This is a genomic window from Profundibacter sp. (genome assembly GCF_056498605.1).
This window is the reverse complement of record NZ_JBSMEZ010000066.1, coordinates 1-18,910: the sequence shown is the minus strand read 5'-3', so window position 1 is coordinate 18,910 and position 18,910 is coordinate 1. Positions and strand designations below refer to the sequence as shown.

The following is an 18,910-nucleotide window of genomic DNA, read 5'->3' as shown; positions in this document are numbered from 1 at the left end:
CTGCCATCTGGACGAGGTGCGTGCAGGGGCGCGCATCAGGGTGGAAACCCAATGCCTGCTGGGTGCGGGCAAAAAGATGCATCTGTTCCATAGAATGTGGGAGGGCGACCGCCTGCTGGCCACGGGGTAACATATGCTGATCCATGTGAGTTTGGAGACGCGGCGGGCCTCAACGCCCGCGGATGCGATTGCCATACGGTTAGGCGAGATTGCGGCGGCGCATGCCAAGCTTGAGATGCCCAGTGGGGCAGGGCGTGCGATTGGTGCTAAGCGGTGAGCCAACGGGGGTTGGCCTCTGATGGGGCGCGGCTGGTGTCAGGCCAAGTGATCGCGGTGGACGGGCACACGGTCAATCTGGACCCGTAGGTTTAGGGGGGTAAGATGATTGCGAGGAAGGGTTAGGGAAATGGTGTGTGAAATCACGCACTCTATCTGCTACATAAGGAGCATGGGTGGCTGAGTGTGACTATCTCGCCACTTGATCTCCGCATTGCCCAAGTCGGGCGATACGCCAAGAGAATTTAAGGAATATGCTATGCTGAAGTCTTCGCATCGGGAAGGAATCGCCGCCTACCTTCGGTCGGAGCCGGAAATCTGGAATTTGCTCCAAACGTGCGTTTACCGAACGCCGACAAAAGATGAAGCCGCTGAATGCTGCATTGAGGTGCTGCAACAAAACGGAATCCACTACACGTCCGATGGCAAGAAGATCAGTAAGACCGCCGTCAGGTATGCGATGCAGGAAATTAACTAAGGGTCTCGCCTGCCGACACTACATATGACAGTCTCGAAAGAGACAAGGATGCGTGACGTCGCGCACCCTACCCACTGCCCCCCTCGCGGTTTTTTAAAACGACGGGGGGGGTGAAACGGTGGTTCTGCCGAGGCTACCCTCAAAGTAGACATGTAATATATAACATGTCTACTTTGAGGGTTCATATTCTTTTACAGGGTTCTCTTCAAATTCACCGCACTAGCTGATCTCCCCCCCGCAACCCCCGCAAATACTCCGGCACATCGCGCGGTGACACTTCGCTCTCGCGCACCAGCCAGTCGAAGTGGCCGATCAAACCCTGCACCCGCTCTTTGTCCCGAAACGCCAAATAATTGCGGCCCAGATAAAGCACGGCCAATAGTGGCCCGAAGATGCTGATCGGGGCGGAAAACAGGCGGCGCGCATCGAACAGGAACAGGCGCAGAGACGGATATAGTTGGTCGTGCAGCTCCAGCATCCAGTCGATCTGGGCGCGGCGGATGTCGGCGGGCAGGCCGGTGTAATATCCTTCGGCACGGGCAAAGGAAGCCATTTCATGCAGGGGAATGGCGATTTCATAGTCCGAATTGTTGGCCCGCAACCAGTCCAGTCTATCTTGGGTTGCCCCAATGGCCTGTTCCGTTGATCGACCCAGTTGCGGTGAATATTCCCAGACCAGCATATCGTGGGTTTTCAGCATGTCGGGCAGGGTGGCGGGGACGTGGCGGATTTTATACCCCGTGGCCTCTTGATGCCAATTAAAGATTTGCTCGTCCTCAAGCGCGCGTGACGCATGCGGCATGGTCATCGAGGACGCCAGCAGGTCGGCAGCGCTTTCGCGGTGTTCAGTCAGGCCCAGCAACCAGTCGGCGGACACGCCCAAGGTGGCGGCGCATTCGCCCACCACTTGGGCATTGGGCAGGCGGGTGCCTTGACCCTTTAGCAATTGCGAGATGGTCGAGCGGTCCACCCCTACCGCGCGTGACAGGGCGCTGCGGGTCATGCCCCGGTGTTCCAACGCTTCGCCCAAACGGGTGCGAAACAGCGTGGCGCGGTCGCGTTTATCGGTTTTGTGCGGCATTGTTCAATAAATCCTGCATTGTGGTGATAATGTTTCGCATACACGTAATACACAGATTGCGCTACGCGGGATAGACCGGATGTGAAGGGAAACAACGGATTTATGGACAGCAATAAACGCACATGGCTAAAGGCCGCCTGTTGGCAGGGTCTGGGGCTGATCAGCATGGTCGCGGTTGGCTATGGCTTCACCGGATCAATGCGGGTTGGCGGGGCGATGGCGCTGGCTAATGCGGCGCTGGGGCTGCTGACCTATGTGATTTACGAAAGGTTCTGGGCGCGGATTGGCTGGGGGCGTCGGGATGTCTGAAGAGGTTGAATGGCGCACCTTGGGGCTGATGCTGCTGGTTTACGGGGTCTGGGCGCTGGCGACCGTCTGGCTGGCGGTTTTATGGCTGCCGTTGGCAGTGATCATCACGGCGCTGACGCTGGCGCTGCATTCATCCCTGAGCCACGAGGCGTTGCATGGACATCCGTTTCGGGTGAAGAAGCTGAACGAGGCGATGGTGTTTCCGGCGATCGGGCTGTTCGTCCCCTACATCCGGTTTCGTGACACCCATCTGGCCCACCACAGAGACGAAAACCTGACTGACCCCTATGACGATCCTGAAACCAATTACATGGACCCCGCCGTGTGGACCCGCCTGTCGTGCCCGATGCAGGGTGTGCTGCGGTTCAACAACACACTGCTTGGGCGTCTGCTGATTGGCCCCGTCGTCGCACAGGTGAATTTCATGGGCGCGGACTTGCGGCTAATCCGTGCTGGCGACAGGGGTGTGGCATGGGCGTGGGCCTGGCATTTTGTCGGAGTGATTCCGGTGATCCTGTGGCTGGTCTATGTGGCGCAGATGCCGGTTTGGGCTTATGTTCTTTCGGCCTATATCGGCATATCCATCATCAAGATACGCACCTTTCTGGAGCACCGCGCCTATGAACAAGTGAACGGGCGAACCGTGGTGGTAGAGGATCAGGGGTGGCTGGCATTTGTGTTTCTAAACAACAACTTCCATCTGGTTCATCATCTACATCCAAGGGTGGCGTGGTATAAGCTACCACGCCTGTATTTCGACAATTTCGACGATTATATGGGCCGCAATGATGGCTATCGCTATGCCTCTTACGGCGAGGTGTTCCGGCGCTATTTGTTACGTGCCAAGGATCAGGTGCCGCATCCGCTTTGGCGCTCGACTAAATAGGTTCCACCTGCCACTACGTCCGGATGGAAGCCTGGATCTATATCACAATTGCCGCCGCGTTTTCGCAGAACCTGCGGTTCATGCTGCAAAAACATTTGAAGTCGACGCATCTGTCGACGGCGGGCGCAACGTTTGCACGGTTCCTTTATTCTGCGCCGCTGATTGCGGTGATGGTTCTGGCCTATATGCAATGGCGTGGGGTGGATGTGCCGATGATTGCGCCCGCATTTTGGGCTTATGTGGTCTTTGGCGGCTTGGGCCAGATTATTGGCACCATGTGCGTGGTGGCGCTGTTTGCCGAGCGTAATTTTGCCGTCGGGCTGACGTTCAAGAACACCGAGGTGATTTTGGCGGCGGTGGTCGGGTTTATCGTGTTGGGCGAGGGGCTGTCGGCATGGGGCGTTGTGGCCATTCTGATCGGATTTGTCGGGTTGATCCTGCTGTCGGATGCGCCCAGCCGCTCAGGGTCGTTGCTGCGCCGTATTGTCAATCGTGCAGCAGGGTTTGGCCTGCTGGCGGGGCTTTCGTTTGCGATATCGGCGGTGGCCTTTCGGGGTGCGGTTTTGGCGGTGGCGACACAGGATGCGTTCTTGCAGGCCAACTTGACGCTTGCCGTGGCGACCGCGTTTCAAACCTGCGTTTTGGCGCTGTGGTTATTGGCACGGCAATCGGGCGAGATTGGCCGCGTGGTCGCGGCGTGGCGGGTTGCGGGGGTGATGGGGATCATGTCGATGATCGGCAGCCTGTGCTGGTTCACCGCATTCGCGCTGCAAACCGCGGCTTATGTTAAGGGGTTGGGGCAGGTTGAAGTGCTGTTCGGGGCGGCGGCATCGTATTTCTATTACCACGAGCGCAGCACGCGGCGCGAGGTGGCGGGGATTGTTATTTTGCTGCTGTCTATCTTGATGTTGGTGCTGGTGATTTAACATTGAATGCCTGCGGCGCAGGTATTTAGAAAAAGAAGAAGGGGTTAAGGCTGTGCCCCGTCAAGGCGTAGAAACAGGCTGTGTTCATCATCATTGCGAAAGAACGGCACGGTTTTCGGGGTTGTATCTGTGCGGATCAGGTTGGTGACTTCGGCCATCACCACTTGGGTGATAAACGGCAGATCGAAATGGCGCACATCATCCAGCGCGATCCATTGCAGGTGGGATAGTTCATCGCAGGCATGGGTGAAATCATCGACATCGCCGCAGACCTGTGCTGCGTCCACCATAAAGAACCGCGCGTCAAACCGGCGTGGGCGGCCCGGCGGGGTGATGGCGCGAAACACAAAAGTCAGGCCCGCGGCCGAGGGCAGGTGGCCAGAGGCGGCAAACGTAGCCCAATCGGGCGGTGGCGGGGTGGCCCATGTGCCGGTCTCACCTAAGATCAGGCCGGTTTCCTCCCAGACCTCGCGGATGGCGGCGGTGGCAATAGCGGGGATCAGGGCTGTATCGGTTTCATGGGACAGTTGAGCGATGCAATCCGGTTGCAGCGGGGTGGCAAGCGGGATGCTGGCGTCCGCATCATCAACCGCGCCGCCGGGGAAGACGAATTTGTTCGGCATGAACGCGGCCTTGGCCCCGCGTTGCCCCATCAGGATGCGCGGGTTCGTATCGGCATCGCGCACCATAATCACGGTTGCGGCGTGGCGGATCGCGGTTTTGTCCATTGATGGCCCCTGTTTGTTTGTAAGGGCCGCGTGGGTCAGGCGGCGTCTTCGCCGAACCCGTGCATACGCTTGGCCCACTGGATGCCAACGATCATGCCCTTTAATCTGGGTAGAAGGTAAAGCGAAAGCGCGACACATCCAACAGTGAATGTGGTGGCAAGGATTATTGGCGCGGGCCGGTATGTGGTGAACACGATCAGGATCAGCGGGGCCATAAGGTGGCCAACAATCAGAATGGTTAGATAGGCAGGCCCGTCATCGGCGCGGTGATGGTGCAGCGGTTCGTCACAAACCGTGCAGGTGTCGCGCACCTTTAGATAACCGCTGAGCATCGGGCCGGATCCGCAATTGGGGCAGCGCCGTTTCCAGCCCCGAAACATGGCGGGGCGCACGGGGCGTTCTGCGTGGTCTTGGTCATCTGTGTTCATATCGGTCTCGCTTTTCTGTTCGCTGCCCCTGCTGTAGCGGGTTTTGGCATGAAAAGAAGCGTAACATGCGGGTTTGCGGCGCGATGTCGCAAGATTTTGCCGTTCTTTGCGACGGAAATGCGGGCGTGGCGCGTTTATCCCATATGACACGCCCAAAAGGAGTGTCGCAATGTAGTTGCAAGGAGACGAGCGAATGAAAACGACATATTGGATTGCGGGTGTATTGGTTGCGGGCCTTGGGGCCGGTATTGTTGGCATGGCAAGCGCCCATCAGCGCGGCCCGGGCCAGATCAGTTTCGAGACGCTGGACACCAATGGTGATGGCAAGCTGACGCAGGCCGAGTTGGAAGCGCAAAAAACCGCGCGGTTTACGGCAACGGATACCAATGGCGACGGGATGCTATCCGTTGACGAGATGCTGGCGCAAGGCAAGGTGCGGATGGGTGACCGGATGGCCAAACGGATGGAGCACCGGATCGGTATAATGATCGAGCGGCGCGATACCAATGGCGACGGAATGCTGAGCATCAGCGAAATGGAGGCCATGCCGAAGGGTGGGCAGCTGTTCAAGCGGCTGGATGCGAATGGCGATGGTGCCATTTCAGCCGAGGAGTTTGCGGCGTGCAAAGTTGGGCCGGGGATGTGGCGTGGTGGCAAGCCTGTGTTTGAATGATCAATGTTGCGGCGGCCCAGATAACGGTCGCCGCGATTGCCTTGCCCCGATTTGGGGGATAGGCAGAATGGACCATGCCCATGCCCTTTGACGCCATGAACGATACACCCGATGAAGCACTGCTGGTGCTTTATGCCAACGGGGATCAAGCGGCGGCAAAAGCGTTGATGATGCGGATGACGCCACGGGTTCTGGGATATGCGGCGCGGCTGTTGAAAGACCGGACTGAGGCCGAGGATGTGGCGCAAGAGGCGATGCTGCGGTTGTGGAAAATCGCACCCGACTGGCGGCTGGGCGAGGCAAAGGTCACAACGTGGCTTTACCGCGTGGTGACGAACCTGTGTACCGATAGGTTGCGAAAACGGCGCGATGTGGCGCTTGATGCGGTGGCCGAGCCTGACGACGGGCGGGCATCCGTGGCACAAGGGATGATCGAGGCACAGCGGGCGGCGGCCTTGACAGCCGCACTGGCCACATTGCCCGAACGTCAGCGCCAAGCGGTGGTTTTGCGCCATCTTGAGGGGGCAACAAACCCCGAGATTGCGCAAGTGTTGGAAATTAGCGTCGAGGCGGTCGAAAGCCTGACGGCACGAGGCAAACGCGCACTTGCTGCGGCATTGGCCGATCAGCGACAAGAATTGGGGTATAGTGATGACTGAGAAAGACGAATTCGGGCTGGACGCCTATTTTGAAGCGAGCCGCAAGACGGCCGAGGTGCCGACGACTGCGCTGCTGGGGCGGATCATGGCGGATGCCGAGGCGCAACGGGTTGGGCCTAATCTGTCTGCCCCGCGTGTCAGTTTCTTTGCCAGCCTTCGGGATGCAATCGGGGGGGGGCCGACGCTGGCCGGTCTGGCTGCGGCCGGTGTGGCCGGTGTGTGGATCGGGTTTAGTCAACCTGCGGGGCTGGATCTGGTTGCCGAGCAGATATGGGGGCCTGACGATGATGCCACGTATCTGGTTGATCTGCTGCCAGCCTTTGGCGATGATCTGGAAGAGGGATAAGTGATGTCTGGTGATAACAAACAAAGGGTTGGTGGAATGGGGCGCGGGATAAAAATACTGCTGGCGGTATCACTGGGCCTGAATATGCTGGTAATCGGGGCTGTTGGCGGGATGATGTATCGCGGTGGCCCGATGGCTGCTCCACCCGGTGCGCGTGATACGGCCTATGGGCCATATACCCGCGCCTTGAGCCATGAAGACCGCAAGGCGATTGGCCAATCGATGCGCCGCGAACTGGGGAAAATTCGCCAGAATCAGCCAAAGGCACAAGCAGCGTTTGCCGCATTGCGGACGGCGCTAACGGCCGAGGTTTACGACAGCGATCTGGTGCATAGGCTGGTTAAAGAACAGCAGGCGTCGGGGCTACAGCGCCAGCAGATCGGGCAGCGGTTATTGCTGGAGCGTCTGGATGCGATGAATGCCAAGGAACGGCGCGGATTTTCCGAGCGGTTGGGGCGGGCGCTGCGCTAAGCCGCGTTCCGGCTAAAGATAACCTGATTGCGCCCGTCCGATTTGGCCAGATAGAGCGCGTGATCGGCGCTTTCGATCAATTGATCGACGGAGCGAACCGCCCCATGGAGCCCGCCAATCGACACCCCGATCGAGAGCGAGATATCAGCGCTGCCTTTGCCGTTGGCCAGTGTGATAGGGCTGCTGTCAATCACGCGGCACAGCCGTTCGGCGGTTTGGCGTGCATCGTCCAGCTGGGTGTCGGGCATAACCACCAGAAATTCCTCGCCACCGATGCGGGCAACCATATCGACACCGCGCAGGTTGTCTTTGATGCGGTTGGCGACCACTTGCAAAACCACGTCACCGGCGGCATGGCCATAGGTGTCATTAACCGATTTGAACCGGTCAATATCCAGCACCATAACCGCATAGGGACGATGCGTGGATTTGGCACGCTCGGCGATGCGGGTCAGGTGCGGCATGGCATATCGGCGGTTATAGAGGCCGGTCAGCGGATCAATCACTGCCATACGCAGCCCGTCCCGCACGGTTTCACGCAGCCGGTCCGCTTGATGCTTGCGTTTGATCTGGGTTTTCAGGCGCAGGACCATTTCTTCGGGATCAAACCCCTCGAACATCAAATCATTGGCCCCAAGGTCAAGTGCTGTAGCCGATTTGCTGTGCGCCCCTTTAGGGATCACCATGATAATCGCGCTATGGCGGGTTTCGGGGCGGCTGCGCAATTCCGACATCAGACGCAGCCCTTCATCGGGTTTGGCCAGGTCACAAGCGATGAGATAAACATCGGGGGCGTCTTTGGCCTCGGTATGTGACAGCGCCTGTTCTTTGGGGGTTACAATCACCTTGTCAATCAATGTCTTGCCCAAGGCCGCCTTCCACGACACCGCCGTTTCCGGTTTCGCTGCGATCATCGCGATGGTCGAGGGCGGCGTGAAACTGGCGGCATTTTCGGCAAACCCAAGTTCGCGACAGGTGCTATCGCGTAGGCGCAATTCCTCGTCTGTATCGCGGGCCCTAAGCAGGCTACGCACCCGCGCAAGCAGGGTCAGTTCATCCAGCGGTTTGGTCATGAATTCATCCGCACCTGCACGTAAAGCGTTTATTTTCAATATGTTGTCATTGTGTGCCGTTACCATGATAATGGGAATATGGGCGGTTAGCGGGTCATCCTTCAGCCGCTTACAAACTGTAACGCCGTCCATATCTGGCATTAACAGGTCCAGCAGGATCAAATCCGGGGCATCCGTGCGGGCACACTCGATGGCCTCAGCCCCGCCCGAGGCTTGCAAGACCTCATAACAAGCTGCCATCAGCTTGACCTTCAGAACGATGCGATTTGTTGCAACATCGTCCGCAATAAGGATGCGACCTGCCATTTTTTACACTCTCAATAGTTATTATTGTCCTGTTATTGGTCATTGTTTATTGAGATTGGTTAACAAATAGTTTCCAAGGCCAAGAGAGGGATCGAAATGGACCAAAAACAAGCGGAAATACGCGCATTGAGTGTCTTGGCATGGCTGGTGTGCAACGAGGAGTTGTTGCCGGTATTTTTAGGGGCCACTGGCGCCAGCGAAGACGATTTGCGAGCGCGGGCGGGGGAATCAGAATTTCTTGGCTCGGTTCTGGATTTTCTGATGATGGATGACGCTTGGGTGATCGAATATTGTGATGGCGAGGGGGTGGTATATGACACCCCGATGCGGGCGCGCCAATCCTTGCCGGGGGGTACAGATGTAATCTGGACCTGATCTAATCTAGCGATCCGGTTCAGACCACTTGGCGGGGCCGGATTTGTGGCGTCGAAGGCGCAAGGCCAATCCAATCGACACACCAACCCCAATTGCAACGGTTAGGTCAACCAGCACGGTTAGGGTCAGGGTGATCAACAACATGATCTTGTCTGAGTGACGCGCGTTAAGATAATCACCCCATTTATGCGGCTCGGTCATATTCCAAGCGGTCAGGATAAGGAGCGCGGCCATTGCGGGCATCGCCAGATACCCCGCGACATTGGCAAAGAATAACATCAACATAAGGATCACCAGCGCATGCACCACACCTGCAACGGGGGTGCGCCCACCCGCCCGCACATTGGTGGCCGTGCGGGCAATGGCACCGGTTGCAGGCATGCCGCCAAACAGGGACGAGGCCACGTTTGCTGCGCCTTGGGCCATCACTTCGGCATTCGGCCTGTGCGCGCCGCCGATCATCCTGTCGGCCACCATTGCCGACAGCAGCGATTCAATAGCGGCGAGAAAGGCGATGACCAGTGCCGAGGGGAATAATTCGCCGATCTTTTCCCAAGTTATTTCAGGCAACTTTGGCATAGGCAGACTGTGGGGCAGGTCGCCAAACCGAGTGAAAATCGTATCGACCGGTAGCTTTGCAAAGACAACCACAGCTGAGGTCACGGCCACAGCGACGATCAAACCCGGGTATTTCGGAGCCATCCGGCGCAGCAGGATGATAAGAACCATAGTTGCAATCCCTATGGTCAACGCCGCCATGTTCAAACTCTCTCGTGCGCCCCAAAGTGCCGGGATTTTATCCAGAAAACCCGCAGGGACTTCACCCATCTGTAGTCCAAAAAGGTTTTTTAACTGGCTGGTAGCTATGATGACACCAATGCCAATGGTAAATCCGTTCACCACGGCCTCGGGAACATAGGCCACCAGATTGCCGATTTTTAGATAGCCTGCGATCAACAGGATCCCGCCGGCCATCAAAGTGGCCAGTACCAGCCCTTCATAACCGTGATCCGCGATTACCCCGTAGATAATCACAATAAACGCCCCTGTCGGCCCGCCGATCTGTACACGGCTGCCCCCCAGAAGGGATATGAATAACCCGCCGATGATGGCGGTGATTAACCCTTGTTCAGGGCCAGCCCCCGAGGCGATAGCAATTGCAAGACTAAGAGGAATTGCTACCATCGCGACAGTTACCCCCGCCATCACATCCGCGCGGAACAGCGCCCATGTGTAGGTTTGCAGAGTCGTAATGATCTTTGGTAGCATGGCTTACAGCTGTTTTGTTGGAGTGGTTCAGCTGAAACGCCGAAGGCTTCTTTATAACGTTGCGATCCTAAAGATCAATCTCGATTACGCCACCTTTGTCCGCCGCGCGGGACTGGCACAGGATTATCGACGTTTCGCGATCCTTGTTGGACAGCACAAAATCGCGGTGTTCGACCTTGCCGGACACCACCCCGCATTTGCAAACGCCACACAACCCGTCCGAACATTTCACATCCACCTGAATACCTGCGGCAAGCAAGGCGTCGGTGGGCGGCTCGTCTGCTTTGACGGGCACGTCACGTCCGCTCCGTTTCAGGCGCAAAGTAAACGGATGGTTTACATATTCGGGCTGCTCGGGCGTGGTGAAATATTCCAGATGGCGGGCCTCTTCAGGGAACCCGCCATTGGTCGCGGCGTCGATCACCGATTGCATGTAAATGTCAGGCCCGCAGGTATATACATGGTGGCCATTGGCGTATTTCAGCAAGGCGGACAGGTCGGCGCGGGTGTTTTGATCCGAGAAATGCAGATGCACACGGTCCGCCCACGGGGCAGCGGCCAGATCATCCAGAAAACCGGCCCCTGCACGGGTCGAGGCACTGTAGTGCAGCGCAAACTCGGCCCCTATGGTATGCAAGCGATGCGCCATAGCGATCATTGGCGTTACGCCAATGCCGCCGCCCATCAGGTGGGTGAATGTGGCGGTTTCCTCCAGTTCAAAGTGGTTGATCGGTTCTGAGATGAACACGCGCCGCCCGACCTCGAATATCCGGTGCATCAGGGCCGACCCACCGCGCCCCTGATCCTCGCGCAGCACCGCGATCTGGTAGCTGCCGGTGTTGGCAGGGTCACCGGACAGAGAATACTGGCGAAAGAATTCAGGCGCGACCACCACGTCGATATGCGCCCCTGCGGTGGTGGGCGGCAGGGCGCTGCCATCGGGCAGGGCGAATTCGTATTTGGTGACCAGATCGGTCATCTTTTCCGCTTTGCTGACCACCACCTGCATCACGGGGGCATCACCAATGTCGGTGGAGTAGACATGTTCGGGCGGTATGCCTTCGGCCCGGCGGTGTTTATACTCCTGCACCGGAATCATGTCTTCATAGGCCTTGATTCCTGCCTCGCGGTCCATCGGGAATGGCCAGTTGAACGGCGGTGGGGCAATCGGGGCGGGATAGACGGCAAGCGTCTGATCCTCGGGTTTCAGCTTGATCTGAGTTTGCAGTTCGCGGGCGTTAACGGGGTGTTTGGTCGGCATGAACGGCCCGTCATTGACCATTTCCAGATCCCACCACCACTTTTTCACCGGATTAATCCCGCCATTGCCCAGCATATCATCGAGTTTCGCCAAACTGCGCGCAGTGGCGGGCAGGTGCATCGCGGCCCAGCGGAACGGGCGCTCGGCAAACAATCCTTCCAGATTCCACGGGCAGGTCTTCATACAGCGCCCGCACATCGCACCGTTTTTCTGGCCTACGCGGTATGTGGTGCATTTCTGGCTGTCGGATTTCCATATCTCGTAGCCGTTGAACATGCGTTTGGGTCCAGCGGTGATTGCACCCGAGGGGCATTCACGGGCGCATTTGTTGCAAGCCTCGCAGAATTTTTGCAGGCCGAAATCAATTGGCTGATCATGCTGCATTGGCATATCGGTGGTGATCACACCGGATTTCAGGCGCGGGCCTAGGAACGGGTTCAGGATCACCTCGCCAATTCGGGATAGTTCCCCTAGGCCCGACAGCAACAACAGCGGCGGCTGCAGCACTTCTTCGTCCACCACCGAATGCACCCGTGCGCCATATCCAAGGCGGCGGATATGTTCGGCCACCACCCCGCCCAGCAGGGAAAACCGCAAGTAGGCGCGCATGGATTGGGCACAAGCGATCCAGTCGTCACCGGATGCGCCCTCCATGGTTTCGTGGCCCTGATCGATGATCATCGAAATGGCGTTTTTATGGTAGGGGGTGATCACATCCCCCGCTGAATCATGGCTGTAATAGGCGTAATCGGGGCAGGCGGACAGGCCCACTGCATCGGCCCCCAGATAGTAAAGCGCGGCCTTGATGTTGGCGGCATTACTGGCGGCGCTTGTTGTGCTTGGGTGTGGGGTTTTGTCGGCTTTGCCATCCTGCAACAGGATAAACGCGCCCAAGGATGGGCGGAATGCATAGGAGGCGGCAGATTTGCGCACGTAATTGCCGTTGGTCGCGGCAATCTGCGTGGCGCGGCCAAGATCGCCGAACAGGGCGCGGGCAAACATATTGGCGCGTTTCGGCGTGCGGGGCACGTTCGGGGCATCGATATAGGTGGTTGGCACCTCGCGGCGTTTCAGGGTTTCAAACGGGTGCGGCCCGTCTTTGAAATTGCGGCTGCGGTAGGGGTCGCGGTTACGCTGCGATTTGGCGTGTGGGCCGAAACCGGATTTATAGGCAAAGCTGCCCGATTGCCCCGCCGCGATGGGCTGATCTGGGGCCATCGGCAGGGTGGTGGTGACGATAGCGACGTTGAAATTGGTGCCGACAAAGGGGGTTGCCGCTTGACCGTTCTGAACAGCGGCAAGCCCTGCCTGAACGGTCAGGCGCCCAAGGTGAATATCGCTTGCGGCCATGGTGTGGGCGCGGGCCTCATACCCCAGCAGGCGGATATAGCTGGCCATGGTCACGGCGGTTTCTGCGCCACGCAGACAAGCGCGGTGGGCCTCGGCACCCTGTATCCAGTCACAGCCCTCTTCTTCGGGGAGCGGTGCGCGGGGGTGGTCATATAAAAACACCATCGCGTGGGTGTGGTGGCGGCAATCGGTTGGCGGGGCTTGCATAGCCTCGCGCAGGCCAGCCATGATAACGTCAATACCGGCGGCCAAGGTTTTGACCTGCATGGTTTTTAGTTTGTTGGCTAACCGATCAACATCAGGGTTTATAACAGGCGCGTCGAGCCACGCATCCTGAGGGATTTCGCAGACTCCTACCATTGCAGAATCGCAGAAATATCCAAATGATTTCAGGTGATTGGCGCGTTCCGTTAAATCATCCGGTATGGTGGCGCGTTCGCGTTTAACCAACCCGTCACGCGTCGCGTCCAGCATCGCCTGATAGTCCTGCATCGCATTGATGATGCTGGTCGGGTCGTCAGGACGCTGGAAGGACAAGCCGACTTGCGCAGATAACGCATCAAGGTGTTCGGCGCGGGCAATCCGCCGCAGTTTCTCCAGCGGATAAGGGCCGAGATGCACAGGGCGATTGCGGTAGGAGCGGAATTTACCCATCGCTGTTTACCGGTGCGGCTTCTGCCACGGTTTTAATGTTCTTAAGAAGTTTCTTTAACGGCCTGCGGCGAAAAAGCCGCGATAGACGGGCGATGGTGCCGGTCACGCCCCCGACCGAGATTTTAAATGATATCTGTAAGGTGGTTTGATCGGGGGTGACCGCAGTCAGCCTGATCTCGGTGCTGCCGGTCACGGGGGCATTTCCAAACATAAACGTGAATTTCTCAGCCAGCTCATATTCGTGGTTGATATCGGGCAATCCGCGATCTTTGATCTGTTGTGGTGTCGGCGGCAGGAAACGAATGAATTCAAATGTGCTGGCCACGATGTCGGGACGCGAGAATGCGGTCACAACCTCGACCATTTCCAGCACTTCCTTGCCGGATTTTATCAGCCATATCGCTTTGGCACGCTCGGACCATGGACCTTTGTTGATGACTTTGACAGCCAGAACGGATGGATCCCATTCACGGGCGCGACTTACATCCGCCAGTAAGTCAAAGACATGGGCGGCTGGGCGCATGATCAAAGTGCTTTGGCAGTATTTCATTTGCTTCGTCATATCACAGCCGTTTCAAAGCGGCGTCTTCGCCCATGCGCAGTTTGGCCATCAGACGGCAGAGTTCTTCGGTTTCGGGTTTGCTCAGCTTTTCCTGCCAGTGGCGTGCGTTATTGCGGGCCATAGGGGTGGCGCGATGATGCAAGTCGCGTCCCGTATCCGTTAGGGCAACGGTGGTGGTGCGCCCGTCGACTTTGCCCGCGCCGCGATTGACCATATCCGCTGTTTCCATCTGGCGCAGGGCGCGCGATGTTGCGGTGCGATCAATACCGACAAAGGCGGCAATGTCGGACGGGTTGACCATATGCTCGACCTCGACGGCCAGCAGGATGCACCATGTGATCCGCGTTAGGCCCAGCGTTTTCAACTGCTCCTCGAACCGGCGTTCCTGCAGGCGCGACGTTAACGATAGCTGATAGCCCAGCGATTGATGCAGGCGGTATTTATCATTCGTTTCCATAGTTAACACTGTCAATTAGTTTGGCGGGGCTGTCAATTCCTGTTGCCAAGGCGATGGGCTGCGGGCAGGGTGCGGTAGAACGGGTAGGAGAGCGCGGATGTCACGTATTGAAGCGGTGTTGTTTGACAAGGACGGGACGTTGTTTGATTTTCACGCAACATGGGGGGGGTGGACCAAGACGCTGTTGCTGGACAATTCCGGTGGGGATGGTGCGCTGGCGGCAAAGATGGGCGATGCAATTGGCTATGATTTTAACAGCGGGGAATTTGCACCTGATTCAATAGTGATCTTTGACACTCCACCCGATATCGCGGCGGCTTTGCTGCCGTTTTTTGACGGGGAAACTGTTGAAGGTTTGACGGACCGCTTGAACGAGGCCGCAGCTGTTGTCCCAATGGTCGAAGCGGTGCCTTTGATCCCGTTGTTGCTGGAACTGGAGGCGCGGGGCCTGAAACTGGGCGTGGCGACGAATGACGGCGAGGCGCCGGCGCGCGCACACCTTGAGGCATCCGGCATTGCGGGGATGTTTGATTTCATTGTCGGGTCGGACAGCGGATTTGGCGGCAAGCCCGAGGCGGGAATGATGAATGCGTTCGCGGCGCATTTAGGCCTGGATGGCGGCTCCATCGCTATGGTCGGAGATAGCGTGCATGATCTGGTTGCGGGTCGTGCGGCGGGGATGGTGACGGTTGCGGTGCTGACGGGGGTTGCGGGGCAGGCAGAGTTGGAGCCACATGCGGATGTGGTGCTGCCCGATATCGGGCATCTGGCGGCGTGGCTGTAAGGTTCTGAACGCTAGCAAAGCTAGAAATAGTTACTGTTGAATGTGGCCTTGAAAATACGGATCAAAATAGAACTACTATTCCGGAATGGTGGAAATGAAATGTTTCGAAATAATGCTTTTAATCATACGTTTAGATGGGGTTATACCTAAGGCGTTCTCTTACAAAAAGAACATCGCTTTGGCCAGAAACACGATCCCCAACCCCAGCGCAAGTGCCAGATAATGCACCCCGTCAAAGCGGTCGGTGCGAAAATCCTCGGGCCCGCCGGTGACGATCAACAGATGTTTGGCTTTGGCCTTGAAGCCAAGGCCTGCGGCCACTTTGGGCATGAACAGGTGTGGGGCCAACGCAAAGATCGAGAACATACCAAGGGCCAGCACCATTTTAAGCGTCAGCAACAGGCCAAAACTGGTCGAGATGAAATCGACAAACCCGTCAGCGCCCGAAAATACTCGGCATACATCCAGAACCCGGTGCCATAAAGCGGGATCAGGAACATCGGATAGGTGCGACGGATTTTGCGGAACATAAAAAACTCGATGCGGCAAAATTCGTTTTCGGTGAGTATTGATCGCAGCGGGGCCAGCACCAGCACCTCGGTTGCGATGGCGCCCAGAAACAGGATCGCGCAAGTCAGGTGGATCAAGACGATGTATTCATAGGGCATGGCGGGTTTCCTGATGCTTAATAGTCGATAAATTAAGTCGGGAAATAAGCGGACGCCTTGATTAAGATCAAGTGGTGTGTGGAATTGTGGAATCTCTGTCGCTTTGCGTTTTGGCTCATCGGATTGCCGTCTTGAAACTGAACGGGTGAAATGGGTCCTTATTCAAAATAGCCGAAGATCGGCTTTGAGCCCATTTAACTGACCCTCTGCAATGCGGTGAATGGCTGCTATCACGCAAGAGGAAAAACCTTCGACAACTGCTTTGGTTTTGGACAAGGATTGTGGCGGCTCGAACCAAGATAGGTCCGCCACGCTCCGCAAACGAGCCTTTGCTGCGCGGCCCCTAGGTCTGGCATGCGACCAATGCGCTGTTGTCGCCCGTGTTATCCCTCTCGTCCGGGCTCAATCGGATCGCTGGAGAACAATGCGATTTTGTTTCCTTGAGGGTCGCGAAGGTAGCCAACATAAAAATGAGGTCCATACGAAGCGCGAAAGCCCGGCTGGCCCTCGTCAAAGCCACCTGCGGCAAGTGCGGCGGAGTGAAGGTCACGAACTTGCTTTTGACTGCGCGCCTCAAATGCGATCATAGCACCGTTCCCAGCCGAGGCCGGATGTCCATCGAAGGTTGGTTTAACGTAGAAATCGGGCAGAACCGGAGACTGACCCGGCCCAACGGGCAGCGCGTAGCTTAGGCCCTCGGGGCCCTCTTTCAGCCCATAATCAAGGGCTGGCAGGAACGCCGCGTAAAACCGTTTCGCGAGAGCTATGTCATCAGCACCGACGGTGACGTAGGCAATCATGCTGCGTGTTCCTTTCCGGAAGTTTGGCTATTGCAACGAGTTTACCACATTATGGTAGACCAACACACAATTCGGCTCAATAGCCCCCCCTACATCTGCATCAGTTGCGCCACTTCCAGCGTGCCGTTGATGTCGAGCACGGGGCAGGCCTTGGCGATTTCGAGTGCGGCGTCCATATCGGTGGCCCTGACGATGGAATATCCGTTCATCGGCGCATCGCCGCCCCCCTCCGAAACGCCGTCAGCGCTGACGATGCGGGATTTGCCCAAGGGGTGCCAGGGTTTACGGCGTCCTCTCCCATACCCTTAACCCATGCGTGCCATTTGGCCATGTGGGCGGCGCCTTCTTCTTTGGAGGAGGGATGGTCGCCGCCACGGTAGGCAATGATGAATTCGGGCATAGGGTTTCCTTTCATTGATATTCGGGATGTCTGTTCGCGTTTGTATGCGAAATTATTAACAGAAAATTACCGGCCCACGTAAAGAGTTTAGATGCACATCTGATGCTGAACGCTGAAAACGACATTTTCCGTCGCTAATATCGTGCAGGGCAGCGTGTGTATTTGCCACCTTTGGTGCAAGCAAAGAGGTGCGACATGGCTGATACATCAAAACCAAGACGACGTTCCGGTGGACGTTCGGGCAATGCTCGGCGCACGGCGACTGCCGCGATTGACCAGATGCCATGGCGTATTCCGGTCAATACGGATCGCCCGACCGAACCGCTGGACGGCGAGGGGATCAAAGCGATTCACGACGGTGCGATGCGCATTCTGGAAGAGATCGGCATCGAGTTTCTGAACGACGAGGCGCTGGCCATCATGAAAGAGGCTGGTTGCACCGTGAACGGCACCAATGTGCGCATGGGGCGTGACTTTGTGATGGAGATGGTCGCCAAAGCGCCATCGCAGTTCACCGTGACCCCGCGCAATCCGGACCGGACCGTAACTATTGGCGGCAAGCATATGGTGTTTCTTAATGTATCGTCGCCGCCAAATTATTGGGACATGGAACTGGGTAGAAAAGTAACCGGTACCCGCGAGAATTGCAGCAACCTGTTAAAACTGACCCAGTATTTCAATTGTATCCACCTGTCGGCGGGCTATCCGGTCGAGCCAATGGATATCCATGCATCCGTGCGGCATCTGGATGTGGTGCATGACAAGCTGCAAATCACCGACAAGGTGGTGCATGCCTATTCTCTGGGCCGCGAACGGGTCGAGGACACGATGGAGATGGTGCGCATCGCGGGCGGGCTGAGCCATGTGGAATTCGAGGCAAAGCCGCGGCTATATACCAACATTAATTCAACCTCGCCGCTGAAACACGATGATCTGATGCTGGACGGGTATATGCGCATGGTGCGCCGTGGTCAGGCTGTGGTGGTGACACCGTTCACGCTGGCCGGTGCCATGGCCCCTGTGACCATGTCGGGAGCTGTGGCGCTGTCGATTGCCGAAGGGTTGAGCGTGATTGTGTTGGCCCAATACATCCGCCCTGGAGCGCCCTGTGTGCTGGGCACATTCACCTCGAATGTCGATATGAAATCGGGGGCACCGGCGTTCGGCACGCCCGAATACATGCGCGCCACGCAAATGACCGGCCAGATGACACGGTTTTACGGTTTGCCGTTGCGATCCTCGGGCGTGTGTGCGGCCAATGTGCCGGATGGCCAAGCCATGTGGGAGACCAGCAATAGCCTGTGGGCGGCGGTGCAGTCTGGCAGCAATATGGTCTATCACGCGGCGGGTTGGCTTGAGGGCGGGTTGATCGCCAGTCCTGAAAAGTTCATTATGGATTGCGAGGTTTTGCAGCAAATCCAGCGGTATATGGAGCCCGAAACCTATGCCACCACGCCGGATGACATTGCGTTTGATGCGATCAAGGAGGTTGGCAATGACGGGCATTACTTTGGTATCCAGCACACGCAGGACCGCTATGAGAAGGCATTCTATCAGCCGTTCCTGTCGGATTGGCGCAATTACGAGGCTTGGGATTTGGCGGGGGGCGTGTGGACGGCGGAACGGGCGCATCACAAGTTCAAGGAAATCCTGAACGACTTCGAAGCCCCGCCGATGGACGATGCTATCC

At 57.3% G+C, this 18,910-nt stretch carries 23 protein-coding genes and 1 pseudogene; 12 read left to right on the top strand and 12 right to left on the bottom strand.

The window, feature by feature from the left end; all coding sequences use genetic code 11:
• Positions 1-277 (top strand): annotated as a pseudogene (locus ACWB12_RS06920) (thioesterase family protein); the annotation flags it as partial.
• Positions 278-535: 258 nt separating this feature from the next.
• Complete coding sequence (locus ACWB12_RS06915; protein ID WP_479529332.1) at positions 536-754, top strand: hypothetical protein; 219 nt, start codon at positions 536-538, stop codon at positions 752-754.
• Between the two features lie 211 nt (positions 755-965).
• Here ACWB12_RS06915 and ACWB12_RS06910 read toward each other — a convergent pair whose 3' ends face one another.
• Positions 966-1,835, bottom strand: a complete 870-nt coding sequence (locus ACWB12_RS06910) for a helix-turn-helix domain-containing protein (protein ID WP_479529331.1) — start codon at positions 1,833-1,835, stop codon at positions 966-968.
• 102 nt (positions 1,836-1,937) lie between these two features.
• Here ACWB12_RS06910 and ACWB12_RS06905 point away from each other — a divergent pair, with 102 nt between their 5' ends.
• From ACWB12_RS06905 to ACWB12_RS06895, 3 genes are read left to right on the top strand one after another with little or no spacing between them, the layout of a single operon-like run.
• Positions 1,938-2,144, top strand: a complete 207-nt coding sequence (locus ACWB12_RS06905) for a DUF2061 domain-containing protein (RefSeq protein WP_479529330.1) — start codon at positions 1,938-1,940, stop codon at positions 2,142-2,144.
• Positions 2,137-3,030, top strand: coding sequence for a fatty acid desaturase (locus ACWB12_RS06900; protein ID WP_479529329.1), 894 nt, complete (start codon positions 2,137-2,139; stop codon positions 3,028-3,030). Before ACWB12_RS06905 ends, ACWB12_RS06900 begins: the two co-directional genes overlap by 8 nt.
• Before the next feature lie 23 nt (positions 3,031-3,053).
• The gene (locus ACWB12_RS06895) at positions 3,054-3,956 is read left to right on the top strand and encodes an EamA family transporter (RefSeq protein WP_479529328.1); all 903 of its coding nucleotides are present in this window, start codon (positions 3,054-3,056) and stop codon (positions 3,954-3,956) included.
• A gap of 44 nt (positions 3,957-4,000) precedes the next feature.
• Here ACWB12_RS06895 and ACWB12_RS06890 read toward each other — a convergent pair whose 3' ends face one another.
• The gene (locus ACWB12_RS06890; RefSeq protein ID WP_479529327.1) at positions 4,001-4,684 is read right to left on the bottom strand and encodes an NUDIX hydrolase; all 684 of its coding nucleotides are present in this window, start codon (positions 4,682-4,684) and stop codon (positions 4,001-4,003) included.
• 35 nt (positions 4,685-4,719) lie between these two features.
• On the bottom strand, positions 4,720-5,112 hold the full coding sequence (locus ACWB12_RS06885; RefSeq protein ID WP_479529326.1) for a DUF983 domain-containing protein: 393 nt from the start codon (positions 5,110-5,112) through the stop codon (positions 4,720-4,722).
• A gap of 193 nt (positions 5,113-5,305) precedes the next feature.
• Here ACWB12_RS06885 and ACWB12_RS06880 point away from each other — a divergent pair, with 193 nt between their 5' ends.
• From ACWB12_RS06880 to ACWB12_RS06865, 4 genes are all read left to right on the top strand, one after another.
• The gene (locus ACWB12_RS06880; protein WP_479529325.1) at positions 5,306-5,785 is read left to right on the top strand and encodes an EF-hand domain-containing protein; all 480 of its coding nucleotides are present in this window, start codon (positions 5,306-5,308) and stop codon (positions 5,783-5,785) included.
• 74 nt (positions 5,786-5,859) lie between these two features.
• Positions 5,860-6,444 (top strand): RNA polymerase sigma factor, encoded by a 585-nt coding sequence (locus ACWB12_RS06875; RefSeq protein ID WP_479529324.1) that lies wholly within the window; start codon positions 5,860-5,862, stop codon positions 6,442-6,444.
• On the top strand, positions 6,437-6,790 hold the full coding sequence (locus tag ACWB12_RS06870; protein WP_479529323.1) for a hypothetical protein: 354 nt from the start codon (positions 6,437-6,439) through the stop codon (positions 6,788-6,790). The genes ACWB12_RS06875 and ACWB12_RS06870 overlap by 8 nt, the downstream gene beginning before the upstream one ends.
• A 3-nt stretch (positions 6,791-6,793) precedes the next feature.
• Positions 6,794-7,261 carry a periplasmic heavy metal sensor gene (locus ACWB12_RS06865; protein ID WP_479529322.1) on the top strand — a complete coding sequence of 156 codons (468 nt, stop codon included), beginning with the start codon at positions 6,794-6,796 and terminating at the stop codon, positions 7,259-7,261.
• On the opposite strand, the gene ACWB12_RS06860 is transcribed toward ACWB12_RS06865, so the two are convergent.
• A complete protein-coding gene (locus tag ACWB12_RS06860; protein ID WP_479529321.1) occupies positions 7,258-8,640 on the bottom strand; it encodes a diguanylate cyclase in 1,383 nt (460 codons plus the stop codon). The two genes, ACWB12_RS06865 and ACWB12_RS06860, sit on opposite strands and share 4 nt — an antisense overlap.
• A 90-nt stretch (positions 8,641-8,730) precedes the next feature.
• On the opposite strand from ACWB12_RS06860, the gene ACWB12_RS06855 reads away from it, so the two are divergent.
• On the top strand, positions 8,731-9,015 hold the full coding sequence (locus tag ACWB12_RS06855) for a DUF3572 domain-containing protein (protein WP_479529333.1): 285 nt from the start codon (positions 8,731-8,733) through the stop codon (positions 9,013-9,015).
• Between the two features lie 6 nt (positions 9,016-9,021).
• On the opposite strand, the gene ACWB12_RS06850 is transcribed toward ACWB12_RS06855, so the two are convergent.
• The 4 genes from ACWB12_RS06850 to ACWB12_RS06835 all read right to left on the bottom strand — a co-directional run bounded on the left by ACWB12_RS06850 (position 9,022) and on the right by ACWB12_RS06835 (position 14,568).
• A complete protein-coding gene (locus tag ACWB12_RS06850; protein ID WP_479529320.1) occupies positions 9,022-10,284 on the bottom strand; it encodes a SulP family inorganic anion transporter in 1,263 nt (420 codons plus the stop codon).
• Between the two features lie 67 nt (positions 10,285-10,351).
• Entirely contained in the window at positions 10,352-13,549 is a 3,198-nt protein-coding gene (locus ACWB12_RS06845) for a reductive dehalogenase (protein ID WP_479529319.1), read from the bottom strand.
• A complete protein-coding gene (locus ACWB12_RS06840) occupies positions 13,542-14,111 on the bottom strand; it encodes an SRPBCC family protein (RefSeq protein ID WP_479529318.1) in 570 nt (189 codons plus the stop codon). The genes ACWB12_RS06845 and ACWB12_RS06840 overlap by 8 nt, the downstream gene beginning before the upstream one ends.
• Position 14,112: 1 nt before the next feature.
• Complete coding sequence (locus ACWB12_RS06835; protein WP_479529317.1) at positions 14,113-14,568, bottom strand: MarR family winged helix-turn-helix transcriptional regulator; 456 nt, start codon at positions 14,566-14,568, stop codon at positions 14,113-14,115.
• A 97-nt stretch (positions 14,569-14,665) separates the two neighbouring features.
• Here ACWB12_RS06835 and ACWB12_RS06830 point away from each other — a divergent pair, with 97 nt between their 5' ends.
• On the top strand, positions 14,666-15,352 hold the full coding sequence (locus tag ACWB12_RS06830) for an HAD family hydrolase (protein WP_479529316.1): 687 nt from the start codon (positions 14,666-14,668) through the stop codon (positions 15,350-15,352).
• Positions 15,353-15,511: 159 nt separating this feature from the next.
• On the opposite strand, the gene ACWB12_RS06825 is transcribed toward ACWB12_RS06830, so the two are convergent.
• The 4 genes from ACWB12_RS06825 to ACWB12_RS06810 all read right to left on the bottom strand — a co-directional run bounded on the left by ACWB12_RS06825 (position 15,512) and on the right by ACWB12_RS06810 (position 17,220).
• The gene (locus ACWB12_RS06825) at positions 15,512-15,751 is read right to left on the bottom strand and encodes a hypothetical protein (protein ID WP_479529315.1); all 240 of its coding nucleotides are present in this window, start codon (positions 15,749-15,751) and stop codon (positions 15,512-15,514) included.
• Positions 15,745-16,020 (bottom strand): hypothetical protein, encoded by a 276-nt coding sequence (locus tag ACWB12_RS06820; RefSeq protein WP_479529314.1) that lies wholly within the window; start codon positions 16,018-16,020, stop codon positions 15,745-15,747. Before ACWB12_RS06820 ends, ACWB12_RS06825 begins: the two co-directional genes overlap by 7 nt.
• A gap of 383 nt (positions 16,021-16,403) precedes the next feature.
• Positions 16,404-16,820, bottom strand: a complete 417-nt coding sequence (locus ACWB12_RS06815; protein WP_479529313.1) for a VOC family protein — start codon at positions 16,818-16,820, stop codon at positions 16,404-16,406.
• A 205-nt stretch (positions 16,821-17,025) separates the two neighbouring features.
• Positions 17,026-17,220 (bottom strand): hypothetical protein, encoded by a 195-nt coding sequence (locus tag ACWB12_RS06810; protein WP_479529312.1) that lies wholly within the window; start codon positions 17,218-17,220, stop codon positions 17,026-17,028.
• A gap of 195 nt (positions 17,221-17,415) precedes the next feature.
• Here ACWB12_RS06810 and ACWB12_RS06805 point away from each other — a divergent pair.
• Positions 17,416-18,910, top strand: a 1,495-nt coding sequence (locus ACWB12_RS06805) for a trimethylamine methyltransferase family protein (RefSeq protein ID WP_479529311.1), incomplete at its 3' end; no start/stop codon positions are given.

Coding starts and splice junctions, on each gene's coding strand:
- ACWB12_RS06915 (WP_479529332.1), top strand. CDS start 536: ATGCTGAAGTCTTCGCATCGGGAAGGAATCGCCGCCTACCTTCGGTCG.
- ACWB12_RS06910 (WP_479529331.1), bottom strand. CDS start 1,835: ATGCCGCACAAAACCGATAAACGCGACCGCGCCACGCTGTTTCGCACC.
- ACWB12_RS06905 (WP_479529330.1), top strand. CDS start 1,938: ATGGACAGCAATAAACGCACATGGCTAAAGGCCGCCTGTTGGCAGGGT.
- ACWB12_RS06900 (WP_479529329.1), top strand. CDS start 2,137: ATGTCTGAAGAGGTTGAATGGCGCACCTTGGGGCTGATGCTGCTGGTT.
- ACWB12_RS06895 (WP_479529328.1), top strand. CDS start 3,054: ATGGAAGCCTGGATCTATATCACAATTGCCGCCGCGTTTTCGCAGAAC.
- ACWB12_RS06890 (WP_479529327.1), bottom strand. CDS start 4,684: ATGGACAAAACCGCGATCCGCCACGCCGCAACCGTGATTATGGTGCGC.
- ACWB12_RS06885 (WP_479529326.1), bottom strand. CDS start 5,112: ATGAACACAGATGACCAAGACCACGCAGAACGCCCCGTGCGCCCCGCC.
- ACWB12_RS06880 (WP_479529325.1), top strand. CDS start 5,306: ATGAAAACGACATATTGGATTGCGGGTGTATTGGTTGCGGGCCTTGGG.
- ACWB12_RS06875 (WP_479529324.1), top strand. CDS start 5,860: ATGCCCATGCCCTTTGACGCCATGAACGATACACCCGATGAAGCACTG.
- ACWB12_RS06870 (WP_479529323.1), top strand. CDS start 6,437: ATGACTGAGAAAGACGAATTCGGGCTGGACGCCTATTTTGAAGCGAGC.
- ACWB12_RS06865 (WP_479529322.1), top strand. CDS start 6,794: ATGTCTGGTGATAACAAACAAAGGGTTGGTGGAATGGGGCGCGGGATA.
- ACWB12_RS06860 (WP_479529321.1), bottom strand. CDS start 8,640: ATGGCAGGTCGCATCCTTATTGCGGACGATGTTGCAACAAATCGCATC.
- ACWB12_RS06850 (WP_479529320.1), bottom strand. CDS start 10,284: ATGCTACCAAAGATCATTACGACTCTGCAAACCTACACATGGGCGCTG.
- ACWB12_RS06845 (WP_479529319.1), bottom strand. CDS start 13,549: ATGGGTAAATTCCGCTCCTACCGCAATCGCCCTGTGCATCTCGGCCCT.
- ACWB12_RS06840 (WP_479529318.1), bottom strand. CDS start 14,111: ATGACGAAGCAAATGAAATACTGCCAAAGCACTTTGATCATGCGCCCA.
- ACWB12_RS06835 (WP_479529317.1), bottom strand. CDS start 14,568: ATGGAAACGAATGATAAATACCGCCTGCATCAATCGCTGGGCTATCAG.
- ACWB12_RS06830 (WP_479529316.1), top strand. CDS start 14,666: ATGTCACGTATTGAAGCGGTGTTGTTTGACAAGGACGGGACGTTGTTT.
- ACWB12_RS06820 (WP_479529314.1), bottom strand. CDS start 16,020: ATGCCCTATGAATACATCGTCTTGATCCACCTGACTTGCGCGATCCTG.
- ACWB12_RS06815 (WP_479529313.1), bottom strand. CDS start 16,820: ATGATTGCCTACGTCACCGTCGGTGCTGATGACATAGCTCTCGCGAAA.
- ACWB12_RS06810 (WP_479529312.1), bottom strand. CDS start 17,220: ATGCCCGAATTCATCATTGCCTACCGTGGCGGCGACCATCCCTCCTCC.